General features: G+C 63.2%; 23 protein-coding genes. 9 read left to right on the top strand and 14 right to left on the bottom strand.

The window, feature by feature from the left end:
• Positions 1-76 precede the first annotated feature (76 nt).
• From LOY37_RS23850 to LOY37_RS23830, 5 genes are all read left to right on the top strand, one after another.
• Positions 77-1,237, top strand: a complete 1,161-nt coding sequence (locus tag LOY37_RS23850; protein ID WP_258715860.1) for a D-alanyl-D-alanine carboxypeptidase family protein — start codon at positions 77-79, stop codon at positions 1,235-1,237.
• 75 nt (positions 1,238-1,312) lie between these two features.
• Positions 1,313-1,585, top strand: coding sequence for a DUF493 domain-containing protein (locus tag LOY37_RS23845; protein ID WP_045199865.1), 273 nt, complete (start codon positions 1,313-1,315; stop codon positions 1,583-1,585).
• Entirely contained in the window at positions 1,585-2,232 is a 648-nt protein-coding gene (gene lipB / locus LOY37_RS23840; protein ID WP_045199863.1) for a lipoyl(octanoyl) transferase LipB, read from the top strand. Before LOY37_RS23845 ends, lipB begins: the two co-directional genes overlap by 1 nt.
• 2 nt (positions 2,233-2,234) lie before the next feature.
• Positions 2,235-3,233 (top strand): lipoyl synthase, encoded by a 999-nt coding sequence (gene lipA, locus LOY37_RS23835; RefSeq protein WP_010222903.1) that lies wholly within the window; start codon positions 2,235-2,237, stop codon positions 3,231-3,233.
• A 91-nt stretch (positions 3,234-3,324) separates the two neighbouring features.
• Positions 3,325-4,332 (top strand): LD-carboxypeptidase, encoded by a 1,008-nt coding sequence (locus tag LOY37_RS23830; protein WP_258715859.1) that lies wholly within the window; start codon positions 3,325-3,327, stop codon positions 4,330-4,332.
• Here the strand turns inward: LOY37_RS23830 and LOY37_RS23825 are convergent.
• The 5 genes from LOY37_RS23825 to leuS form a co-directional block, all read right to left on the bottom strand.
• Positions 4,323-5,639 (bottom strand): lytic murein transglycosylase, encoded by a 1,317-nt coding sequence (locus tag LOY37_RS23825; protein WP_045200053.1) that lies wholly within the window; start codon positions 5,637-5,639, stop codon positions 4,323-4,325. The two genes, LOY37_RS23830 and LOY37_RS23825, sit on opposite strands and share 10 nt — an antisense overlap.
• Positions 5,640-5,700: 61 nt before the next feature.
• On the bottom strand, positions 5,701-5,865 hold the full coding sequence (gene arfA / locus LOY37_RS23820) for an alternative ribosome rescue factor ArfA (RefSeq protein WP_045199858.1): 165 nt from the start codon (positions 5,863-5,865) through the stop codon (positions 5,701-5,703).
• 112 nt (positions 5,866-5,977) lie between these two features.
• Positions 5,978-7,015, bottom strand: a complete 1,038-nt coding sequence (gene holA, locus LOY37_RS23815) for a DNA polymerase III subunit delta (RefSeq protein ID WP_258715858.1) — start codon at positions 7,013-7,015, stop codon at positions 5,978-5,980.
• Between the two features lie 36 nt (positions 7,016-7,051).
• Positions 7,052-7,657 (bottom strand): LPS assembly lipoprotein LptE, encoded by a 606-nt coding sequence (lptE, locus tag LOY37_RS23810; protein WP_045199854.1) that lies wholly within the window; start codon positions 7,655-7,657, stop codon positions 7,052-7,054.
• Between the two features lie 65 nt (positions 7,658-7,722).
• The gene (gene leuS / locus LOY37_RS23805; RefSeq protein WP_123565119.1) at positions 7,723-10,329 is read right to left on the bottom strand and encodes a leucine--tRNA ligase; all 2,607 of its coding nucleotides are present in this window, start codon (positions 10,327-10,329) and stop codon (positions 7,723-7,725) included.
• 240 nt (positions 10,330-10,569) lie between these two features.
• On the opposite strand from leuS, the gene LOY37_RS23800 reads away from it, so the two are divergent.
• Positions 10,570-10,884, top strand: coding sequence for a hypothetical protein (locus LOY37_RS23800; protein ID WP_045199850.1), 315 nt, complete (start codon positions 10,570-10,572; stop codon positions 10,882-10,884).
• 124 nt (positions 10,885-11,008) lie between these two features.
• Positions 11,009-11,770 (top strand): YdcF family protein, encoded by a 762-nt coding sequence (locus LOY37_RS23795; protein WP_045199847.1) that lies wholly within the window; start codon positions 11,009-11,011, stop codon positions 11,768-11,770.
• Here the strand turns inward: LOY37_RS23795 and lnt are convergent.
• From lnt to miaB, 5 genes are all read right to left on the bottom strand, one after another.
• Positions 11,767-13,284: an apolipoprotein N-acyltransferase gene (gene lnt / locus LOY37_RS23790; RefSeq protein WP_045199845.1), complete on the bottom strand. Its 1,518-nt coding sequence runs from the start codon at positions 13,282-13,284 to the stop codon at positions 11,767-11,769. The genes LOY37_RS23795 and lnt overlap by 4 nt on opposite strands.
• 8 nt (positions 13,285-13,292) lie before the next feature.
• Entirely contained in the window at positions 13,293-14,132 is an 840-nt protein-coding gene (locus tag LOY37_RS23785) for an HlyC/CorC family transporter (protein WP_010222913.1), read from the bottom strand.
• A 5-nt stretch (positions 14,133-14,137) separates the two neighbouring features.
• Positions 14,138-14,635, bottom strand: a complete 498-nt coding sequence (gene ybeY, locus LOY37_RS23780) for an rRNA maturation RNase YbeY (RefSeq protein WP_045199843.1) — start codon at positions 14,633-14,635, stop codon at positions 14,138-14,140.
• The gene (locus LOY37_RS23775; RefSeq protein WP_045199842.1) at positions 14,628-15,629 is read right to left on the bottom strand and encodes a PhoH family protein; all 1,002 of its coding nucleotides are present in this window, start codon (positions 15,627-15,629) and stop codon (positions 14,628-14,630) included. The genes ybeY and LOY37_RS23775 overlap by 8 nt, the downstream gene beginning before the upstream one ends.
• A gap of 123 nt (positions 15,630-15,752) precedes the next feature.
• Positions 15,753-17,081, bottom strand: coding sequence for a tRNA (N6-isopentenyl adenosine(37)-C2)-methylthiotransferase MiaB (miaB, locus tag LOY37_RS23770; RefSeq protein WP_045199840.1), 1,329 nt, complete (start codon positions 17,079-17,081; stop codon positions 15,753-15,755).
• A gap of 130 nt (positions 17,082-17,211) precedes the next feature.
• On the opposite strand from miaB, the gene LOY37_RS23765 reads away from it, so the two are divergent.
• Positions 17,212-17,538 carry a DUF1820 family protein gene (locus tag LOY37_RS23765; RefSeq protein WP_010222917.1) on the top strand — a complete coding sequence of 109 codons (327 nt, stop codon included), beginning with the start codon at positions 17,212-17,214 and terminating at the stop codon, positions 17,536-17,538.
• 7 nt (positions 17,539-17,545) lie between these two features.
• On the opposite strand, the gene LOY37_RS23760 is transcribed toward LOY37_RS23765, so the two are convergent.
• From LOY37_RS23760 to LOY37_RS23745, 4 genes are all read right to left on the bottom strand, one after another.
• Positions 17,546-18,094: a tetratricopeptide repeat protein gene (locus LOY37_RS23760; RefSeq protein WP_258715857.1), complete on the bottom strand. Its 549-nt coding sequence runs from the start codon at positions 18,092-18,094 to the stop codon at positions 17,546-17,548.
• 170 nt (positions 18,095-18,264) lie between these two features.
• Complete coding sequence (gene hemL, locus LOY37_RS23755; protein WP_045199836.1) at positions 18,265-19,545, bottom strand: glutamate-1-semialdehyde 2,1-aminomutase; 1,281 nt, start codon at positions 19,543-19,545, stop codon at positions 18,265-18,267.
• A gap of 15 nt (positions 19,546-19,560) precedes the next feature.
• On the bottom strand, positions 19,561-20,187 hold the full coding sequence (thiE, locus tag LOY37_RS23750; RefSeq protein ID WP_093379204.1) for a thiamine phosphate synthase: 627 nt from the start codon (positions 20,185-20,187) through the stop codon (positions 19,561-19,563).
• 21 nt (positions 20,188-20,208) lie between these two features.
• Positions 20,209-21,006, bottom strand: a complete 798-nt coding sequence (locus tag LOY37_RS23745; protein WP_045199832.1) for a hydroxymethylpyrimidine/phosphomethylpyrimidine kinase — start codon at positions 21,004-21,006, stop codon at positions 20,209-20,211.
• A 263-nt stretch (positions 21,007-21,269) separates the two neighbouring features.
• Here LOY37_RS23745 and LOY37_RS23740 point away from each other — a divergent pair, with 263 nt between their 5' ends.
• Positions 21,270-23,261 (top strand): hybrid sensor histidine kinase/response regulator, encoded by a 1,992-nt coding sequence (locus tag LOY37_RS23740; RefSeq protein WP_258715856.1) that lies wholly within the window; start codon positions 21,270-21,272, stop codon positions 23,259-23,261.
• Positions 23,262-23,318: the final 57 nt, after the last annotated feature.

Below are 23,318 nucleotides of genomic sequence, written 5' to 3'. Positions count from 1 at the left end.
TTTTGCCCGTCAGGCCATGCGCCTGTAAACGTTTTGCCCATGAGGGCATGAGCCCATTAGCCATTTCGAGAGACGGATGAACATAACCAGCTTTGCCAAACGCCTTTGCCTGCTTGTACCGCTGATGATTGCCCCTGCCGCCTTCGCGGCAGAGCAGATGATGCCGTCGCCGCCGCAACTGGCTGCCAAGTCCTACGTGCTCATGGAAGCCTCCAGCGGCAACATCCTGGTCGAGAACAATGGTGACCAGCGTCTGCCTCCGGCGAGCCTGACCAAGCTGATGACCGCCTATATCGCGACCCTGGATATCCGTCGCGGGCAGATCGGCGAAAACGATCCGGTCACCGTCAGCGAAAACGCCTGGCGCACCGGCGGTTCGCGGATGTTCATCAAGGTCGGCACCCAGGTCAGCGTCAGCGACCTGCTGCACGGCATCATCATCCAGTCGGGGAACGACGCCAGCGTCGCCCTCGCCGAGCACATCGCCGGCAGCGAAGACGCCTTCGCCGACATGATGAACAAGACCGCCGGCGATCTGGGCATGAGCAACAGCCACTTCATGAACCCGACCGGCCTGCCGAACCCCGAGCACTACTCGTCGGCCCACGACATGGCAGTGCTGGCGCGGGCGATCATCCACGAAGACCCGGCTCACTATGCGATCTACTCGCAGAAGGAGTTCTTCTGGAACAACATCAAGCAGCCTAACCGCAACCTGCTGCTGTGGCGCGACAAGACCGTCGACGGCCTGAAAACCGGCCACACCGACGAAGCCGGCTACTGCATGGTGTCTTCGGCGGTACGTGACGGCATGCGCCTGATCGCCGTGGTCTTCGGTACCAACAGCGAGCAATCGCGTGCGGCCGAAACCCAGAAGCTGCTGACCTACGGCTTCCGCTTCTTCGAAACCCAGACCTTCTACCAGAAGGGCACCGAGCTCGCCCAGGCTCCGGTCTGGAAGGGCGCAACCAGCCAGGTCAAAGCCGGTCTCGCCGAAGACCTGACCATGACTTTGCCTAAAGGCCAATTGAAAAAGCTGGCCGCAAGCATGACCATGAATCCGCAATTGATCGCTCCGATCAACAAAGGTGACGTGATCGGTAAAGTGGAAGTCAAACTGGATGACAAGGTTGTCCACAGTGCCGACCTGATCGCGCTGGATGGCGTTGAGGAAGGTGGTTTCTTCCGTCGTGTGTGGGATAGCATTCGGCTATTCTTCTACGGGTTGTTCAACTGATATCGTGACCTGCCACGCCCCCGCCACTCATGCGGGGGCGTTGTTGTTGCCACGGCTTACGAGGCCGTTACTGCTATGACCGAAGCTGACAAGTCGCACAAAATCGAATTCCCCTGCGCCGATTACCCGATCAAGGTCATCGGCGACACCGTGGTCAATTTCAAGGACACGGTGATCGAGATCCTCAAGAAGTACGCCACGGTCGACATGAGCACCCTGGCCGAACGTCAGAGCAAGGAAGGCAAGTACACCACGGTGCAACTGCACATCATCGCCACGGGTGAAGACCAGCTGCACGATATCAACAGCGCCCTGCGCGCGACCGGAATCGTGAAAATGGTGCTCTGATGCCCGCGTGCCTCGGCTTTCGCGACCTCGGCCTGCTGCCTTACGAGCCGGTGCTGGAGGCCATGCGTCGGTTCACCGACCAGCGTGGCCCGGGCACGGCGGATGAGGTATGGCTGGTTGAACACCCGGCGGTGTTCACCCAGGGCCAGGCCGGCAAGGCCGAGCACTTGCTGGTACCGGGTGACATCCCGGTGGTGCAGACCGATCGCGGCGGCCAGGTGACCTACCACGGCCCGGGCCAGTTGGTGGCGTACCTGCTGCTGGATGTACGGCGCCTGGGCTTTGGCGTGCGCGATCTGGTCAGCCGTATCGAGCGCTGCCTGATCGAGTTGCTGGCAAGCTACAACGTCGAGGCGGCGGCCAAGGCCGATGCGCCGGGCGTTTATGTCGACGGGGCGAAGATCGCCTCGCTCGGCCTGCGGATTCGCAATGGCTGTTCGTTCCACGGCCTTGCCTTGAACGTGGACATGGACCTGGCGCCATTCCGCCGGATTAACCCCTGCGGGTATGCGGGGCTGGCCATGACCCAGCTGCGCGACCAGGCAGGCTCGATCGAACTCTCTGAGGTAAGGGCAAGGCTGCGCGGGCAGCTGGTCAAGCACCTCGACTATGCTGAGCAGACGACCCTTACGGGCGGAATCTTCTGAATATGACTACTGTTGTGCAAGAACCAGTGCAAAGCGTGACGCCAGCGCCTCGGCCGAAGGTCGAGGCGGGTGTCAAACTTCGTGGCGCGGAGAAAGTCGCGCGTATCCCGGTAAAGATCATCCCCACTGACGAGCTGCCAAAGAAGCCTGACTGGATTCGCGTGCGTATCCCGGTTTCGCCGGAAGTCGACCGCATCAAGCAACTGCTGCGCAAGCACAAGCTGCACAGCGTCTGCGAAGAAGCCTCCTGCCCGAACCTGGGCGAGTGCTTCTCGGGCGGCACCGCGACCTTCATGATCATGGGTGACATCTGCACCCGTCGCTGCCCGTTCTGCGACGTCGGCCATGGCCGGCCGAAGCCCTTGGACGTCGACGAGCCGAAGAACCTCGCCGTGGCCATTGCCGACCTGCGCCTGAAGTACGTGGTGATCACCTCGGTGGACCGCGACGACCTGCGCGACGGTGGTGCCCAGCATTTTGCCGACTGTATCCGTGAGATCCGCGCGCTGTCGCCGGGTGTGCAGCTCGAGACCCTGGTGCCGGACTACCGCGGGCGCATGGATGTGGCCCTGGCGATTACCGCTGAAACCCCGCCGGATGTGTTCAACCACAACCTCGAAACCGTACCGCGCCTGTACAAGGCCGCGCGTCCGGGTTCGGACTACCAGTGGTCGCTGACCTTGCTGCAGAAGTTCAAGGAACTGGTGCCGCACGTACCGACCAAGTCCGGGCTGATGCTGGGCCTTGGCGAAACCGATGAAGAAGTGATCGAAGTGATGCATCGCATGCGCGAGCACAACATCGACATGCTGACCCTCGGCCAGTACCTGCAGCCGTCGCGCAGCCACTTGCCGGTGCAGCGTTTCGTGCACCCGGACACCTTCGCCTGGTTCGCCGAAGAAGGTTACAAGATGGGCTTCAAGAACGTTGCTTCCGGTCCGCTGGTGCGTTCTTCGTACCATGCCGACCAGCAGGCGCATGAGGCCAAGATCAAGCTCTGATCGACAGCCTGGTTGTCTCGATGCCGATGTCTGCTGCAAAGCGACATCGGCATTTTTGTTTGCCGACCTGTCCACACAAGGAGTTGTCTGGATGAACCTACCTTTTACTCAAGAGGCTGGCGTGCTGGCGCATGCCTTGCCGTTACCGAGCGCCTTGCCCGCTGGCGGGCTGATCGCAATCATCGCCCCGGCAGGTCCCGCCCAGGTCGATACGCTCAAGGTCAACCAGTGGTTCGAAGCGCGCGGCTATCGCTGCCGGATCTACCCGGGAGTAACCGCCGCCGAGGGTTATCTGGCCGGTAGCGATGCGCAGCGCCTGCAAGACCTGCACAGTGCATTTGCCGCTAAGGATGTCGATGCCATCATCTGCCTGCGCGGTGGCTACGGCAGTATGCGCCTGCTGGAAAACATCGATTTCGACTTGCTGCGCCGGCATCCCAAGCCGTTGGTCGGCTACAGCGACATTACCGCGCTGCACACGGCGATTGCCCGTCATGCCGGGTTTGTGTCTTTCCATGGTGCCATGCTCAAGTCGGAGCTGCTGGGCAACAAGCAGGAGCCGACACTCTCTTCGCTGTTCGAGCAGCTGCGCGGCCAGCTGGGCGCCGGTGACCGTCTTGAGCACCCTCAGGCCTGGCCATTGACCACCATCCTGCCAGGCACTGCCAGCGGGCCTTTACTGGGGGGGAATCTGTCGTTGTTGTGCGCGACCCTGGGCACCCCGGCAGAACTCCACTGTGATGGCGGTATTCTGTTTATCGAAGACGTCAACGAGCCGCTGTACCGGGTCGACCGCCTGCTGACGCAATTGCGTCTGGCGGGCAAGCTCGAAGGGATTCGTGGTGTGCTGGTCGGGGATTTTGCCGGGATTGCACCAGAGGCGCTGGCGCCCTTGCTGCGCCAGTTCTTTGCACCGCTGCAGGTGCCGGTGCTGGCCGGCTGGCGCAGTGGTCATTGCGACCCGAACCTGACGTTGCCGATGGGGGCCAGGGTGTGCCTGGATGCCGATGGCAAGTGTTTGCGACTGGAGCAGGATTTGTTTGAGCGCCATCGCGGGGCAGGCCAGAGTGACCTGCCCCGCGAGGTGCTTCAGCGCTGACGCAAGCTATCGAGCAGCTTGTGCGTCGGATAGCCATCAGCCGGCCAGCCCAGCGCCTGCTGGGCGCTGCGGATGGCCTTGCGGGTGTTGGCGCCGATGATGCCGTCGGCGGCGCCGGCGTCGTAGTTGCGGGCACTGAGCAGGGTCTGCAGCTCGACACGCTCGCTGCGGCTCAGTGGCAGGTCATCCTTGGGCCATGAGCCGGCAATGTAGCCCGAGCCATCGAAGCGCTGGCCGAGCAGGCCGACGGCCATGGCGTAGGACGACGAGTTGTTGTACTTGAGGATCGCGCGGAAGTTGTCCAGTACCAGGAATGCCGGGCCGCGATAACCGGCCGGCAACAGCAGGGCGGCGGACAGCTGCTCGCTGCCGGCTGGCAAACGTACGCCGGCGGGCAGTTTCAGGCCCATCTGCAGCCATTCCGATACCGGCTTGCGCTGGCTGCCATCGGCCAGCCAGTAGTCGAAGCCAGGCGCCAGCTGCACCTCAAAACCCCAGGGTTCGCCGCGTTTCCAGCCGGAGCTCTGCAGGTAATGCGCAGTCGAGGCCAGGGCGTCAGCCGAGCTGTTCCAGATATCCCGGCGGCCGTCGCCGTCAAAATCCACGGCATGGGTGTTGTAGGTGGTGGGGATGAACTGGGTCTGGCCCATGGCCCCGGCCCACGAGCCCTTCATGGCGTCGGGCTGGATATCACCGTTTTGCAGGATTTGCAGCGCCGCGATCAACTGCGCCTGGGCGAAGGCCGGGCGGCGGCCTTCATAGGCCAGGGTGGCGAGAGAGCGGATAACCGATTTGTTGCCCTGGAACTGGCCAAAGTTGCTCTCCATTCCCCACACCGACACCAGCACATTGCGGTCGACGCCGTAGCGTTGTTCGATCTGGCTCAGCAACTCGGCATGTTTTTCCAGCAGGCCTTTGCCGTTGCGTACCCGCAGTGGCGACAGCGCACCATCGAGGTACTCCCATACCGGCCGGGTAAACTCAGGCTGGCTGCGGTCGGCCTTGATCACGTCCATGTCGGGTGTGACACCGAGGAATGCGCGGTCGAAGGTGCTGGCATTGATACCCGCTTGCAGGGCTTGCTGGCGGAATCCCGCCTGCCATTGGGCGAAGCTTTGCAGCGGCTGGATCTCGCTGAGCGTGTCGACGGCAGGGGTGGGCAGGGTGACGACTGGAGCCGGTTGGGCAGGGGCCAGCGGCAGCGCATCGGCAGCGGTGGGTTTCTCCGCGCAGGCGACAAGCAGGATGAGGCTGGAGGCGGCAATCAGCTGGCGAGGTTGCCAGCGACGGGAAAGACAAAGGGGCATGCACAGGTCCAGGTATTTCAGGTCAGGTGCCGACCATACCATGCCTGCCGGATTCTTGCCTTTATGCGGCCAAAAAGTAAGAAGCCTCCCAATCTCTCGATTGGAAGGCTTCGCGGCGGTAGCTGCCTTTGCCTTTGCCGGCGCGTTCCTGGCGGCTGCGGAACAAGGGCTGGGCGACGATGGATTTGGCCTTGTTGGGCCCGGGCTTTGCGGGTTTTTTGCTCATGACAGGGGGTCCTGTAGGGTGGGTGTGGGGCGCAATATAGGTGTGAAGTTATCGCGGGGCAAGCCCGCTCCCACACAAATCGGTAGGAGCGGGCTTGCCCCGCGATACATTTTCACTCCGCCGGCAAAGCCAGGCGCTGCCCCGCCATCAACAACGACAAGCGCGCCAGGCTGGTCCACGGCGAACCCTGGGCCTGGCCCTTGATCTGCGCATCGATGCGCTGGGCATCCTGCAGCAACTGGCTCCAGCGCTGCGCCGAATGGCGTTGCAGGGCTTTGCTCATCAGCGGCTTGCGCTTGTCCCAGACCGGCGGCCGGGCCTGGCTGAAGGCCTTGTCCAGCGGCACGCCCTGGCTGAACTGCTGGGCAAGCCCGGCCAGCAGGCGCAGTTCCCGGGCCAGGGCCCAGAGAATCACCGGTGGCTCGACCCCTTCGCCGCGCAAGCCCTCAAGCATGCGCAAAGCATGGGCTGCCTCGCCATTGAGGATCGCATCGACCAGGCCGAACACATCGAAGCGGGCACTGTCGGCTACCGCCGCCTGGACCGTTTCAACCGTGATCTGATTGCCTTCGGCCAGCAGCTTGAGCTTCTCGATCTCCTGGGCTGCTGCCAGCAGGTTGCCTTCAACCCGGGCGGCGATCAGGTCAACCGCGTCGCGCTGGGCGCTCAGCCCGGCCTGGGACAGGCGCTGGCTGATCCATTGCGGCAACTGGTGGCTGTCTACCGGCCAAATCTGCACGAACTGGACGTGCTGGCCTTCGATCAAGGCCTTGCCCCACTTGGTCTTCTGCGCACTGCCATCGAGCTTGGGCAGGCTGATCAGCAGCAGGGTGTCTTCGGCAGGCTTGGCGCAGTACTCGATCAGTGCTGCCGCGCCCTTGTCGCCAGGCTTGCCGGAGGGCAGGCGCAGCTCGAGCAGGCGGCGCTGGGCGAACAGCGACAGGCTGGCCCCGGCCTGGAGCAGGGTGCCCCAGTCGAAGTTGGCGTCGGCGCTGAACACCTGGCGTTCATCAAAGCCTTGCTGGCGCGCCGCGGCACGCACGGCGTCGGCCGCTTCCTGGCACAGCAGCGGGTCATCGCCGCTGATCACGTAAACCGGCGCGAGGTTGCCTTGCAGGTGTTTGTTGAGCTGGGCGGGAGTGAGTTTCATGATGGCAGACGGGGCACCGAAGTGCCCCGTTCAGTCTCAGTTGCGCGGCAGTTGCAGCGGCGACTGCTGAGGCGTTTCGTCCTGGGCACGGCGGGCAGCTTCCAGGGCGTCGGCTTCGGCTTGCGCACGTTCGTCAGCCTTTTGTTGCAGGCCTTCAAGCTGGCTCGGGGTCAGCAGTTGCAGGCGTACGAGCATGTTCTGCACCAGGTCGCGGCGCATTTCCTTGCGGGTCTGGTTGGCTTCCTGGTCGGAACCGGTGATGTTGTTGCCGTCATGCACGTAGATCTTGCGCACTTCGAGCTTGTCGTTGAGCAGGTTGGTGTCGTTGTGACCTTCGATGCTGTAGCTCAGCACGGTGGTCAGTTCGTACTCGGCCGAGCGCCCGGAACCGGCGTAGGTTGCCGCACGCTGGGACTCTTGTTCGTTGGTCAGCACCAGCTTGTAAGGCGCGCCGGCGTGGACATTGACGCCGTTGCTTTGCAATGCCTGGCGCAACTGCAGCACGGTATCGCCGTAGGCGTTACGCGCGCTCAGGTCCAGTTCCTTGATCGCCAGTTCCGTGTTGCCGGTACCGCGCAGCTGGAAACCGCAGGCGCTGAGCATAACGGCCAGGCCCATTACCAGCAGATTGCGTTTGATCATGTTGTAGCTCCCTTGTGGGCCGATTCTGTGCGCCGGCCCGCGCTGTGGCGGGCCGGCTTTTCCTGTCAGTTGGCGACGATGTTGACCAGCTTGCCCGGTACCACGATGACCTTGCGGATGCTCAGGCCTTCGGTGAAGCGCAGCACGTTCTCGTTGCTGCGCGCGGCGGCTTCGACTTCTTCACGGCTGGCCGCGGCCGGCATTTCGATCTGGCCACGCAGCTTGCCGTTGACCTGGATGACCAGGACGATGCTGTCCTGGACCAGGGCGCTCTCGTCCAGTACCGGCCAGGCCGCATCGATCACTGCGTCCTGGTGGCCCAGGCGCTGCCACAGCTCGTGGCTGATGTGCGGGGTGATCGGTGCCAGCAGCAAGGTTACAGCTTCCAGGCCTTCCTGCAGCAGGGCGCGGTCCTGTTCGCTGGCTTGCGGGGCTTTCTCCAGTACGTTCATCACGGTCATCACCTGGGCGATGGCGGTGTTGAACTTGTGGTGCTGGCCGACATCGGTGCTGGCCTGCTTGATGGCTGCGTGGATGGCGCGGCGGATCACTTTTTGCCCGTCATCGAGGCTGGCGACATCCAGCTTGCCCGGCAGGCCCTGGGCCACGTGGGCCTGGGCCAGGCGCCAGACGCGGCGCAGGAAGCGGTTGGCACCTTCGACACCGGAGTCGGACCATTCCAGGCTCATGTCCGGCGGCGAGGCGAACATCATGAACAGGCGGCAGGTGTCGGCGCCGTAGGCTTCGATCATCGCCTGCGGGTCAACGCCGTTGTTCTTGGACTTGGACATCTTCTCGGTGCCGCCGATCTCGACCGGCAGGCCGTCGGTTTTCAGCGTGGCGCCGATGATCTTGGCCTTGGCGTCGCGCTCGATCTCGACGTCGGCCGGGTTGAACCAGTCCTTGCCGCCGTTGCTGGCAACGCGGTAGTAGGTTTCGGCAACGACCATGCCCTGGGTCAGCAGGTTCTTGAACGGCTCGTTGGAGGTGACCAGGCCTTCGTCGCGCATCAGCTTGTGGAAGAAGCGCGCGTACAGCAGGTGCAGGATCGCGTGTTCGATACCGCCGATGTACTGGTCGACCGGCAGCCAGTGGTTGGCTGCTTTCGGGTCGACCATGCCGCCTTCGTAGTTTGGCGAGGCGTAGCGGGCGAAGTACCACGACGACTCGACGAAGGTGTCCATGGTGTCGGTTTCACGCTTGGCCGCGGTGCCGCATTTCGGGCAGCTGCACTCGTAGAACTCGGGCATGCGCGCCAGCGGCGAGCCGGCGCCATCGGGCACGACGTTTTCTGGCAGGATGACCGGCAGTTGCTCTTCCGGTACCGGCACATCGCCACAGGACGGGCAGTGGATAATCGGGATCGGGCAGCCCCAGTAGCGCTGGCGGCTGATGCCCCAGTCGCGCAGGCGGAACTGGGTGCGGGATTTGCCCAGCTCTTTCTTGATCAGCGCCACTTCGATGGCGTCGAACGCGCCGGCGAAGTCCAGGCCGTCGAATTCGCCGGAATTGATCAGCTGGCCGTGCTCGCCATAGGCGGCCAGCCACTCGTTGCCGACTTCATCGCCGGCACTGGTGCGTACCACGGCCTTCACTGGCAGGTTGTACTTGTGGGCGAACTCGAAATCGCGCTCGTCGTGTGCCGGTACCGCCATTACTGCGCCATCGCCGTAGTGCATCAGCACGTAGTTGGCGACCCACACCGGCAACTTCTCGCCGGTCAGCGGGTGCTCGACGAACAGCGAGGTGGCCAGGCCCTTTTTCTCCTGGGTGGCGATGTCGGCTTCAGCGACGCTGCCGCTCTTGCATTCATCGATGAAGGCTTGCAGCTCGGGGTTGCCCTGGGCGGCCTGGGTGGCCAGCGGGTGCTCGGCGGCAACGGCCACGTAGGTGGCGCCCATCAGGGTGTCCGGACGGGTGGTGAAGACTTTCAGCACCCCGGCGTGGCCGATGCTGGCCTGGTCGTAGGGGAACTGCACTTCCATGCCGCGGGACTTGCCGATCCAGTTGCGCTGCATGGTCTTGACCTGCTCAGGCCAGCCCGGCAGCTCGTCGAGGCTTTCCAGCAGCTCGTCGGCGTAGTCGGTGATCTTGAAGTAGTACATCGGGATTTCGCGCTTCTCGATCAGCGCGCCCGAACGCCAGCCGCGACCGTCGATGACCTGCTCGTTGGCGAGCACGGTCTGGTCGGCCGGGTCCCAGTTCACGGTACCGTTCTTGCGGTAGATCACGCCTTTTTCGAACAGGCGGGTGAACAGCCACTGTTCCCAGCGGTAGTAGTCCGGCTTGCAGGTGGTGACTTCACGCGACCAGTCGAATGCCAGGCCCAGGCTCTTGAGCTGGGTCTTCATGTAGTCGATGTTTTCGTAGGTCCACTTGGCCGGGGCGACGTTGTTCTTCATCGCGGCGTTTTCCGCCGGCATGCCGAAGGCGTCCCAGCCCATTGGCTGCAGGACGTTCTTGCCGAGCATGCGCTGGTAACGGGCGATCACGTCACCGATGGTGTAGTTGCGCACGTGGCCCATATGTAGCTTGCCGCTTGGGTACGGGAACATCGATAGGCAGTAGTACGTGTCCTTGCCTGGCTGTTCACTGACTTCAAAAGACTTTCGCTCATCCCAGTAAGACTGGGCGGCGGCTTCGATTTCGCGGGGCTGATAGAGTTCGTGCATGGCTACTTTGCGCTGAGAAATGGGAGACCTTATCCAGGCAGCGATCAAACCGCTGCATCGGCAATCCGGTGTCAAGTATGGTGAACGCCCTAGCATACATGACCCCTGTCCACCGAGGGAAACCCTGATTGCACCGCCTTTGGCGCGGCGGGCCGTTGGTCGCGGCGTCCGGCTGCTTTTGCGAGTAACGCTAAGCTCATGTGTGGGGGGAGATATATTTATCTTCAATGAGGTGAACGGATGGGAGAGTCGCAGCAACAAGTAACCAAACCGGAGCTTTACGAACGGCTGATCGATCGTCTGGGCCTGGCCCTCGAGGTCGCCAGAACCTCCGTTCGATTACGCGATGAAGTGCCTGCTGAATTGGAGTTGCGTGGTTTGAGCCGCGCTGAATTCGAAGTGATCAAGGCCTATCTGGAATCCCTTCCGGAGGGCGGGCATGGACGCGTCGGCGCATTGCCACACGTGGAGACGCCACCTGCGGCCAGAGTTGTCTGGCTCAAGGACAAGCGCTCCGCTACCACAGCGAAGTCCAGGACGCTGCATTTCAAGTAGCTGTTCGGGTTTTTCCGGCGCAAGGCGGAGTGCGCCACTGCAGCAAAAACTTCCCGGAGCGGCACCTGACTATTGTTGCCAGGTGCCGTTCCTCTTAGGCTGCGCACCTCCAAGGAGGTGTCCTGTGCCCATTCGCTATCTCATCAAACAAATGATCATGCCGCCCGGCATCCTGTTTCTTTTGCTGATTGCTGCCTGGTGGCTGCGCAATTCCTGGCCGCGGCTGTCGACCCTGTGCTTTGTCCTGGGCCTGGGCGGCTTGTGGCTGATGAGCCTGCCGATCGTGGTGGAGCAGGCTGCCCGGCAACTGGAAAGCGAGCCGGCCCTGGCCAGCAGCCAGTGGGCGGGGCTTGCGCAGCAGGCCGATGCCATCGTCATCCTCGGGGCCGGGCGCGAGCGCGGCGACCCTGCCTGGGACTCGCAGGACCAGCCCACGGGCGTGGCCATGGAGCGCATGCGTTACGCGGCGCAACTGGCCAAGGCTTCGGGCTTGCCGGTGCTGACCAGCGGCGGCCTGCATTACGGTACGCCGCCCAGCGAAGCGCAGCTGATGGCCGATTCCTTGCAGCGAGACCTCGGGGTCAGCGTGCGCTGGAAGGAAGAGCGCAGCCGTACCACCTGGGAAAACGCGCAGATGAGTGCCGAGTTGTTGCAGCCTCTGGGGATCAAGCGCGTAGTGGTGGTGACCCAGGCCTGGCACATGCAGCGTTCACGCTGGAGCTTCGAGCAGGCGGGGTTTGTCGTGGTGCCGGCACCGGTGGGCTTTCTGGGTCGTGACCATGCCCGGCCCTTCGGTGGCTGGCTGCCGGAAGGCAAGTCGTTGTGGCAGAGCGGCCAACTGCTCAATGAGGCAGTCGGCCTGCTCGGCTACAAGCTGTTCTACTAGACGGTCTTGGCGATCCGGCTGGCCAGCAGGGCCCAGCCCAGCAGCAGCGCGCAGAGAATCACCAGTGGCCAGGAGCGCCACTGCAGGTACGGGGTGAGTTGCTGCATCGGCACCACTTCGCCATAGAGGATGCCACGCTCGAACTGCGGGATCTGTGCGGTGATGCGCCCGAACGGGTCGATCAGGCCGGTGACACCGTTGTTGGTGGCGCGGATCATCCAGCGGCCGGCTTCCAGGGCACGCATCTGCGCCATCTGCAGGTGCTGCAGGGGGCCGATCGAGGTGCCGAACCAGGTGTCGTTGCTGATGGTCAGGAGGATATCGCTGCGGGCCGCCAGGCTTGCGGCAAACTCCGGATAAACCACTTCGTAGCAGATGTACGGCGCGATTTGATAGCCCTTGGCCTGCAACAGTGGCTGATCGGCCGGGCCACGGGCGAAGTCCGACATTGGCAGGTCAAAGAAGGCGATCAGGCCACGGAGCATGTCCTGCAGCGGCACGTACTCGCCAAATGGCACCAGTTTCTGCTTGAGGTAGGTGCCATCGCCTTCGCCGGTGACAGTGATGCCGTTGTAATAGCGGCGTTGCTCGTGCACCACTTCACGTACCGGAACCCCGGTGATCAAGGCGGTATTACGCTCGGCGGCGAAGTTGCCCATCATGTCCAGGTAGCCCTGGGCCTGGTCCTTGAGGATCGGCACCGCGGTTTCCGGCCACACCAGCAGGTCGACCGGCTTGGAGCTGAAGCTCATGTCGCGGTACAGGGCCAGTTGAGCGTTGACGTGTTCGGGGTTCCACTTCATTTCCTGCTCGACGTTGCCTTGCAGCGCAGCAACGGTCAGCGGCTTGCCCGCCGGGCTGGTCCAGGCGTGGTTTTTCAGCGCCAGGCCGATGGCCCAGGGCGCCAGCAGCAAGACCACGGCCACCGCCAGAAACGACGTGCGCGCGCGCAGGCGTGGCAGGTTGCACAGCAGCGCCGCGCACAGCGCCAGGCAGAACGAGATCAGCCACATGCCGCCCAGCGGCGCCAGGCCCGACAGCGGGCCGTCGAGCTGGCTGTAACCGGAGTACAGCCAGGGGAAACCGGTAAGGAACCAGCCGCGGAACGCCTCCTGGCCGACCCATAAGGCGGCGAAGCACAGAGCATCGGCCAACGGCGCCTCGTTGCGCCGTAGCCAGCGCGCCCAGAGCCAGGCGGGCAGGGCGAAGAACCAGGCAATGGCGGCAAAGAACGCCAGCAACAGCCCGGTGGCCAGCAGCGGCGTGGCGCCGCCGTAGGTATTGATGCTGACGTAGATCCAGCTGGTGCCGGCGGCGTACAGGCCAAAGCCGAAGCACCAGCCGCGGCCCAGGGCCTGGCGCGGGCTGAGCTCGCGCAGGCCGAGGTAGAACAGGCCGGCCGCAAGCAATGCCAGCGGCCAGATGTCGAACGGCGCCAGGGCCAGGGTGGTGATTGCACCGGCCGCCACGGCCAGCAGGTTACCGGGCCAGCCGGGGCGGGTGATCCAGCGCATGGTTGTCCTTAACGGGTGATAGGGGTCAGACGCAGCAGGTGAATCCGGCGGCTGTCGGCGTTGAGAATACGGAAACGGTACGGGCCGATCTCGGTGGTCTCGTTACGCTTGGGCAGGTGGCCGAAGGCGCTCATCACCAGGCCGCCGACGGTGTCGAACTCGTCGTCGGAGAACTGGCTGTCGAAGAACTCGTTGAAGTTCTCGATCGGCGTCAGCGCCTTGATCAGGAAGTCGCCGCTGGGCAGTGGCTTGATGTAGCTGTCTTCCTCGACGTCATGCTCGTCTTCGATGTCGCCGACGATTTGCTCGAGGACGTCTTCGATGGTCACCAGGCCCGCCACGCCGCCGTACTCGTCGATGACGATGGCCATGTGGTTGTGGTTGGCGCGAAACTCGCGCAGCAGCACGTTCAGGCGCTTGGACTCGGGCACGAAGGTGGCCGGGCGCAGCAGGTCCTTGATGTTGAAGCTGTCGCCGTTCTCCTTGAGGATCAACGGCAGCAGGTCTTTGGCCAGCAGCACGCCGAGCACGTCATCGTGGCTTTCGCCGACCACCGGGTAGCGCGAGTGGGCGGCGTCGATCACCGCCGGCAGGAACTCACGCGGCGACTGGGTCGCCTTGATGCTCATCATCTGCGAGCGCGGCACCATGATGTCGCGCACCTGCAGGTCGGCGACCTGGATGGCGCCCTCGACAATGGTCAGCGCCTCGCTGTCGAGCAGCTTGTTCTGATGGGCTTCGCGCAGCAGCTCAAGCAGCTCCTGACGGTTTTTCGGCTCGTGGGCAAAAGCCTGGGTCAGTTTGCCCAGCCAGGACTTTTGCCCGTTGCTCGATCGATCTTCGCTCATGGCGGTTACTCGTGATCCTTTGCAGATATCAGTGTTGAATTGTCGTCGTGTTCGTCGTCGGCGTACGGGTCCGGATGACCCAGTTCAGCAAGCAACGTTCGTTCCAGTGCTTCCATTTCCTCGGCCTCATCGTCGTCGATGTGGTCGTAGCCCAGCAGGTGCAGGCAGCCATGGATGACCAGGTGCGCCCAGTGGGCCTCGAGCGCCTTGCCCTGTTCGACAGCCTCGCGTTCGACCACGGCGATGCAGATCACCAGGTCGCCGAGCAGCGGAATGTCGAGCAACTCGTCAGGCACATCGGCCGGGAACGACAGCACGTTGGTGGCGTAGTCTTTGTGCCGCCAGGTGTGATTCAGTTCGCGGCCTTCGGCTTCATCGACCAGACGGATGGTCATTTCCGAGTCGGCCGTGCGCTGGCGCAGGGCCAGCTCGCACCATTGGCGGAATTGATCTTCGGTCGGGTGGTTCGCATCGCTTGCCAGCTGCAGATCGAGCTCAAGCATCGCGGTGTTTGCCTTCGGTCGGGTTCTGCTGCTGGCTGTCGAAGCGCTCGTAGGCCTCGACAATGCGCTGCACCAACGGGTGGCGGACCACGTCCTTGGGCTGGAAGTGCGTAAAGCTGATGCCCGGCACGCCCTTGAGCACCTCGATGACATGGGCCAGGCCCGACTTGGTGCCACGCGGCAGGTCGACCTGGGTGATGTCACCGGTGATCACCGCGGTGGAACCGAACCCAATGCGGGTGAGGAACATCTTCATCTGCTCGACCGTGGTGTTCTGGCTTTCGTCGAGGATGATGAAGCTGTTGTTCAGGGTGCGCCCGCGCATGTAGGCCAGCGGCGCGATCTCGATCACCTGGCGTTCGATCAGCTTGGCCACGTGTTCAAAGCCGAGCATCTCGTACAGCGCGTCATACAGCGGGCGCAGGTACGGGTCGATCTTCTGTGCCAGGTCGCCGGGCAGGAAGCCGAGTTTTTCACCCGCTTCGACCGCCGGACGCACCAGCAGGATGCGTCGCACCTGTTCACGCTCCAGGGCATCAACCGCGCAGGCCACGGCCAGGTAGGTCTTGCCGGTACCGGCCGGGCCGATGCCGAAGTTGATGTCGTTGCCGAGGATTTCCTTCACGTAGCGCTGCTGGTTCAGCCCGCGCGGACGAATCATGCCCTTGCGCGTGCGCAAGGAAACACTGACTTCGTTGACGGCCGGGTTCTCCAGCTCTTCGACGGCCGATTCCTGCAGGTACAGGTGGACCATTTCCGGCGACAGCTCGGTGGCCTTGGCCTCGCGATAGAGGCGGCGCAGCAGTTGCTCGGCAGAGGAGGTGTGCTTGGGTTCGCCGATCAGTTCGAACTGATTGCCGCGGTTGCGGATTTCGATGGCCAGGCGCTGTTCGATCAGGCGCAAATGCTCGTCGAACTGCCCGCACAGGTTGGCGAAGCGATGGGCCTCGAAAGGCTCGAGGATGAAACGATGTGGTTCGATAGGTGCGTTCAAGGTCGTTTTTCAGCCGCCCAACGGCAAAGGATATGGTCTCAAGGATAACCCTAGCCGCTGCAGGGCGAAAGCGCTGAAACGATCAAGGGTCGCCGGGCCTGTAACCAGGCCCGGCAGGACAGCTCAGTGGGCCAGCGAGCCGAACAGCGAGTGTGGGCGCGCGTCGTCGATATGGATATCGACGAACTGGCCGATCAGCTTGGGATTGTCGCAGCGAAAGTTGACGATACGATTATTCTCGGTACGCCCCTGCAACTGGCCAGGATCGCGGCGCGAGTAGTCGGTGACCAGAATGCGCTGGACCGTACCGACCATTTGTCGGCTGATCTCGAAGCCCTGGGTGTCGAGGCGGTGCTGCAGGGCCTTGAGGCGCTCTTTTTTCAGTTCTTCCGGGGTTTCGTCCGGCAAGTCCGAGGCCGGGGTGCCCGGGCGCTGGCTGTAGACGAACGAGTAGGAAAAATCGAAACCGACGTCGGCCACCAGCTTCATGGTCTGCTCGAAGTCTTTCTCGGTTTCGCCGGGGAAGCCGACAATGAAGTCCGAGCTGATGCAGATGCCCGGTACCGCCGCCTTGAGCTTGCGCAGCTTGGACTTGTACTCGAGGACGGTGTGGTTGCGCTTCATCGCCGCCAGCACCCGGTCGGAGCCCGATTGCACCGGCAGGTGCAGGTGCTTGACCAGCTCCGGCACCTCGGCGTGGGCCTGGATCAGGCTGTCGGAAAATTCCAGCGGGTGCGAGGTGGTGTAGCGGATGCGCTCGATGCCATCGACGGCGGCGACCACGCGGATCAGCTCGGCAAGGTCGGCAAGGCGGCCGTCGTGGGTCTGGCCGCGGTAGCCGTTGACGTTCTGCCCCAACAGGGTGACTTCACGCACGCCGTTCTCGGCCAGGTGGATGACCTCGGCCAGCACGTCGTCGAACGGCCGGCTGACTTCCTCGCCGCGGGTGTAGGGCACCACGCAGAAGGTGCAGTACTTGCTGCAGCCTTCCATCACTGAGACATAGGCGGTGGGGCCGTCGATGCGTGGCTCGGGCAGGTGGTCGAATTTTTCGATCTCCGGGAACGACACATCGACCTGCGGCAGGCGCGTGGTGCGTGCGGCGTCGATCATCTCCGGCAGGCGGTGCAGGGTCTGCGGGCCGAAGACCACGTCGACATATGGCGCGCGCTTGCGGATCGACTCGCCTTCCTGGCTGGCCACGCAGCCGCCGACGGCGATGACCATGTCCGGTTTGAGGTCCTTGAGTTCACGCCAGCGGCCCAGCTGGGAGTACACCCGGTCCTGGGCACGCTCGCGGATCGAGCAGGTGTTGAGCAGGATGACGTCGGCGTCTTCGGCGCGGGCCGTGACTTCAAGGGCTTGATGTTCACCCAGCAGATCGACCATGCGCGAGCTGTCGTACTCGTTCATCTGGCAACCGTGGGTTTCGATGTAAAGCTTCTTGGCCATGGGAGATCATCTGGTAATTCGAAGAACCGCACATTATAAGGGGCCGGCGCCGTGGATCCTAGCGTTGTCGGCCCGGTGCCTATGTTATAGTTTGCGACTTCTTTACCACCCTTGATTGTCCCCGCCCAAAATGACCAAACGCGAAGCTCCGATCTACAAAGTGATCTTTCTCAACCAGGGCCAGGTGTACGAGATGTACGCCAAACAGATCTACCAAAGCGATCTGTGGGGCTTCCTTGAGGTCGAGGAGTTTGTCTTTGGCGAGCGCACCCAGGTGGTGGTCGACCCGAGCGAAGAAAAGCTCAAGGCCCAGTTCGAAGGCGTGGTGCGCAGCTTTGTGCCGATGCATTCGATCGTGCGTATCGACGAGGTGGAGCGTCTGGGCACGCCGAAGATCAGCGAAGCACGCGGTACTGGCAATGTAATGCCATTCCCGATGCCAATGCCGGAAAAGTAAGCGGGGATCAGGGCAGCGGCGAGAAGGGCGTGCGGCCTTCGGCGGTCTGCAGCTCCAGCAGGTACTTGCGGAAAATCTGCCCCAGCACCTGGGTGGCGACTTCCAGTTCATCGCGGGGCATCTTCGCAGACACCTCGTCGGCCATGTCCAGGGCATCTTCGGCGCCGTTGACCGCCGCCATCTTCAGCACGATGTAGGCCTGCACATTGTTGGCCGCCACACCTTCACCCTTGTAGAACATGCTGCCCAGGCGGTATTGCGCCTCGGCGTGGCCTTGCAGCGAGGCTTGCTCGAAGTAGCTCAGGGCCTGGTTGAGGTCGCGCGGGGTGTTGGTGCCCTCGTAGTAGAACTCACCCAACTCGTACTGGGCCTGGGCATCCCCGGACTTTGCCGCGTCCTGGCAGGCGGCGAGGGCTTGCGGCAGGTCTTCGGGCTGGGAATCGAGGTTGCAGCGGCCCGTTGCCGGAATCAGCAACGAGTTACCGCCTGCCGTGGCCAGCAGGGGCTGAAGAAGCAACAGGCAGCCCAGGGCGAGGGCGCGGCCGGTGCGGTTCATGGGGATCGACATACCTCTGCAAAGCTGCGGCCAAAGTGTCTGGTGGCACATTATGGGATAAGCAGCGCCTACCTTACAAAGTCTTTACTCGATTTTCTGCTTTGCAAGGCCCCATCGCGGGGCAATCGTGCGCCTGCAGGCGCACGATTGCCCCGCGATGGTCCACTGAATTACAGCTTGGCAAACGCCTTCTCAGCCGCATCCAGGGTGATCTGCAGCTCGGTGTCACCGTGGGCGATCGAGGTAAAGCCGGCTTCGAAGGCGCTTGGCGCCAGGTACACGCCACCTTCGAGCATCAGGTGGAAGAAGCGCTTGAAGCGCTCGGCATCGCTGGCCATGACGTCATCGAAAGTAACGATATCGTCGGCGCCACTGAAGTACAGGCCGAACATGCCACCGGCCTGGGTGGTGACGAACGGGATGCCAGCAGCATCGGCGCGCTGTTGCAGGCCATCGAGCAGGCGGCTGGTGAAGGCGCTCAGCTCGTCATGAAAGCCCGGGCGGCTGATCAGCTTGAGGGTGGTCAGGCCGGCGGCCATGGCCAGCGGGTTGCCCGACAGGGTGCCGGCCTGGTAGACCGGGCCCAGCGGCGCGATCTGTTCCATGATCTTGCGCTTGCCGCCGAAGCAGCCCACCGGCATGCCGCCGCCGACGATCTTGCCGAAGGTCGACAGGTCCGGGGTAACGCCGTAGTGTGCCTGGGCGCCACCCAGGGCGACGCGAAAACCGGTCATCACTTCGTCGAAAATCAGCACCACGCCGTGCTTGTCGCACAGGGTGCGCAGGCCTTCGAGGAAGCCCGGCGCCGGCGGTACGCAGTTCATGTTGCCGGCTACCGGCTCGACGATGATGCAGGCAACCTCCTGGCCGACTTCGGCGAGCATCTTCTCGACCGCGTCGATGTCGTTGAACGGCAGGGTCAGGGTGTGTTTGGCAAAGGCTGCCGGCACGCCGGCCGAGCTTGGCACGCCCTGGGTCAACAGGCCGGAACCAGCTTTGACCAGCAGGCTGTCGGAGTGGCCGTGGTAGCAGCCTTCGAACTTGATGATGCTGTCGCGGCCGGTGTAGCCACGGGCCAGACGGATGGCGCTCATGGTCGCTTCGGTGCCGGAGCTGACCATGCGGACCATTTCCATCGAGGGCACGATCGAGCAGACCAGGTCAGCCATTTCGGTTTCCATGGCGGTTGGCGCGCCGTAAGACAAGCCGTGTTCCAGCTGCTTGCGCACCGAGTCGAGCACGTCCGGGTGGCTGTGGCCAAGGATCATCGGGCCCCAGGAACCAACGTAGTCGACGTAGCGTTTGTCATCTTCATCGGTGACATAGGCGCCAGCGGCATGCTTGAAGAACAGTGGCGTGCCGCCAACGCTCTTGAACGCCCGCACCGGCGAGTTGACGCCACCGGGGATGTGTTTCTGGGCGTTGGCAAACAGGGTTTCGGAACGAGACATGATGGGCTCTCTCAATCAGGCAGAAGCGAACAGGGCGTTGAAGGCGCGTGCACGGCGGGTGACTTCCTGCGTGCTGTCGGCGCCGAACAGGCCGTGAATCACCGCCAGCAGGTCGGCGCCGTGGGCGACCAGCGGGGCGGCGTTGTCGAGGGTGATGCCGCCGATCACGCAGATCGGCAGCTTGATGCGGGTGCGCGCTTGTTCCAGCAAGGCGATGTCGGCGGCGGGCACGCCCGGCTTGGTCACCGAGTTGAAGAAGCGGCCAAAGGCGACGTAGCTGGCGCCTTCGCGGGCGGCCTGTTCGGCCAGCTCAAGCTGGGCATGGCAGGTCGAGCCGATGATCGCTTCGCGGCCGAGCAGGGTGCGCGCTGGCGTCAGCGGGCCATCGGTCTGGCCCAGGTGCACACCGACACCCAGGCGCGCGGCCAGCTCGGCATCGTCGTTGATGATCAGTTGGGTCTTGTAGCGTGCGCAAAGCTCGGCCAGGGCTTCGGCTTCGCGCAGCCGACGGGACTCGTCCTGGCTTTTGTCACGGTACTGCAGCAAGGTCACGCCGCCTTCAAGCGCCGCTTCGACATAGGGCAGGAACTTGCCGGCCAGCAACTGGCTGTCAGTGATGGCATACAGGCCGCGTAACTTCATGGTGTAGACCTCAAGCGAAGATCAGGAACAGAAATCCAGGGGCAGGCGGCGCGGCACGTACTGGCCTTTGCCCAGTTGCTCGGCGTCGCGCAGGGTCCGCCAGGTGTAGTCCAGGGCCGAACGCACCGCGCTTTGCAGTTGCTCGCCAAGGGCCAGGCGGCCGGCCAGGGCGCTGGCCAGGGTGCAGCCGGAACCGTGGTAGCTGCCGGGCAGGCGCTGGCAGGTCCAGGTATGACGCTGGCCGTCGCGGCTGTACAGGCGGTTGTGGATTTCGTGTTCGTCACCGTGACCGCCGGTGATCAGCAGGTGTCTGACAAACGGCAGGAGTTTTTCGGCGCATTCATCGGCGCTGCCGTCGGGCAGCTCGGCCAGGATGCGCGCTTCGGGAAGGTTGGGGGTAGCAATGGTTGCCAGCGGCAGCAGGCGTTCGCGCATGGCGTAGCCGACTTCATCCTTGCCCAGGCGGCCACCGCCGCCAGCGCGCAGGACCGGGTCGCAGACCAGCGGCAGGTGCGGGTGGGCACTGAGCAGTTCGACCACGGTATCGACCATTTCGGTCGAGCCGAGCATGCCCAGCTTGACCGCCGCTACGGTCGAATCGGCAAGCACGGCATTGGCCTGGGCCAGTACCCACTCGCGGTCGAGGACACGGAAGTCAGTGACATTGACGGTATCCTGAACGGTCAGGGCGGTCACGGCCGGAGCGGCATGACAGCCTTGCGCAATCAGGGCTTCGATATCTGCCTGCAAGCCGGCACCGCCACTGGGGTCGTGGCCGGAGAGACAGAGGACAACGGGGCGGGAGCTGTAGGTATTCATGGTGCGCGAGCTTATCACCAAACGCTTTTGCTGGGTCCGCCCCGGCGCCGGGGATTTTTCAACGGGCGTTTGAACTGTACTTGTGAAATCGCTGAAAGTGGCGTTCTAGAGCCTTCGGCGTAAAGTTTTCAGTGGCATCTGGCAGGCTCGGAAAGCTATGCTAGAGTGCTCGAATAAACCGATAACGGTTACTGCCGGATTGCATCGCCTCAAACGGACAGGAGGCTACGCGACGCGACCGGGACAGGCCATGCTGGGGCTGTATGCGCTATTTGCTGATTGTTGTGCTGGGCTGGTTGCCGTTACTGGCCCCGGCGGTCGATTTCGACGACTCCACCCGCAGCTTGCCGCTGGGGCAAGTGATGCAAGTGTTCGAAGACCGCGATGGCAATGCCAGCATTGCGCAGGTCAGTGCGCCCTCGTTCGCCGAGCATTTTCGCCCGCATCGGGCCGAGGTCCTCAACGCCGGTTACTCCACCTCGGTGTTCTGGCTGAAAGTCCAGCTGCGCTACACCGCCTTGCCCTCGGCTGCGCCCCGCGCCTGGTTGCTGGAACTGGCCTACCCGCCGCTCGATCACCTGGAACTCTACCTGGCCGACGCCAGCGGCACCTTCCACCTGGCCCAGCGCACCGGCGACGCCTTGCCCTATGCCAGCCGGCAGATCAAACAGAACAACTACCTGTTCGAATTACCGTTCACCCCCGGCCAGACCACCACCGCTTATTTGCGCCTGCACAGCGAAGGTTCGGTGCAAGCGCCGCTGACCCTGTGGTCGGCCCAGGCTTACCTCGAAGCACAGCCCACCCGCTTGTACGTGTTGGGCCTGATCTACGGCGTATTGCTGGGGATGCTGGTGTACAACCTGTTCATCTACCTGAGCGTACGCGACACCAGTTACCTGTACTACATCCTCTACATCGCCTCGTTCGGCCTGTACCAGGTGTCGGTCAACGGCGCCGGCGTTGCGTATTTCTGGCCGGACAGTCCCTGGTGGGCGAACGCCGCCACGCCGATGTTCATCGGCGCGGCAGGTTTGTTCGGTTGCCAGTTTGCCCGCAGTTTCCTGCAACTGCGCAATCACAGCCGTGTCTTCGATGCAGTGCTCAAGGTGCTGATGGGCTGCGGCGCGCTGGTCATGCTGTTGTCGCTGACCAGCAGCTACGGTGTTGCCCTGCGCCTGGCCACCGCCTTGGCCCTGCTGTTTACCGTGTGCATTTTCGCCGCCGGGATTTTCGCCTGGCGCCGCGGTTTGCGCGTGGCCCGCTACTTCATCATCGCCTGGTCGGCGTTCTTGCTCGGCGGCCTGGTCAACACCCTGATGGTGCTGGGTTACCTGCCGAACGTGTTCCTGACCATGTATGCCAGCCAGATCGGTTCGGCGCTGGAGGTCGGCCTGTTGTCCCTGGCCCTGGCCGACCGCATCAACAGCATGCGCGACGAGCAGGCCCGGACCCTGCGCGAAACCGGCCGTACCCTGGAACAGCTGAACATCGAGCTGGCCAACAGCAACCGTCTCAAGGACCAGTTCCTGGCTACCGTCACCCACGAACTGCGCACGCCGATGAACGGTGTGATCGGTTCGCTGGAACTGATGCAGACCATGTCGCTGGACGGCGAGCTGGCCCAGTACCAGCACACCGCAAGCTCCGCGGCCCAGGACATGATGGGCATGGTCGATGACATCCTCATCCTCACCGAACTGCAGGCCGGCCGCCTCAGCGCGCAAAATGCACCGTTCAGCCTGCGCTCGCTGCTGCAGGAAGTGCGTGCCGAATACGCCGCGCCGGCCATGGCCAAGGGCTTGTACCTGAGCCTGGATATCCCGGCGGAGCTGCCTGACGTACTGATCGGCGATCGACACAAGCTGGCCATGTGCCTGGGTTACCTGATGGACAACGGCATCAAATTCACCCACCAGGGTGGAGTCATGTTGCAGGCCCGCGGCACACGGCTGGGGCCGGACCTGTTGGGCCTGAGCATCAGTGTCAGCGACAGCGGCATCGGTTTTGACTGCCTGGACGAAGCCACGCTGTACCAGCGCTTCTTCCAGGTCGATGGTTCGATGACCCGTGAATACGGCGGCTTGGGCATTGGCCTGGCGATTTGCCGGCAGCTGGTCGAGTTGATCGGTGCACGCCTGCAGCACGAATCCAACCCGGGCCTGGGCAGCCGTTTCGAGCTGAACCTGAGCGTGCCCTTGAGCCCGCCCCAGGCGCAGTTGGGCATGCCTCGGCCAGGGTTAAACCACGGCTAGTTAGGCGTTTTTGTCACTTTGACAGGGGGGCAGGGCGTGATTCACTGAAAATTCAGT

Source organism: Pseudomonas sp. B21-012 (assembly GCF_024749305.1).
GTDB lineage: Bacteria > Pseudomonadota > Gammaproteobacteria > Pseudomonadales > Pseudomonadaceae > Aquipseudomonas.
The sequence above is the reverse complement of the archived record's forward strand: the minus strand, read 5'-3'. Positions and strand labels throughout refer to the sequence as shown.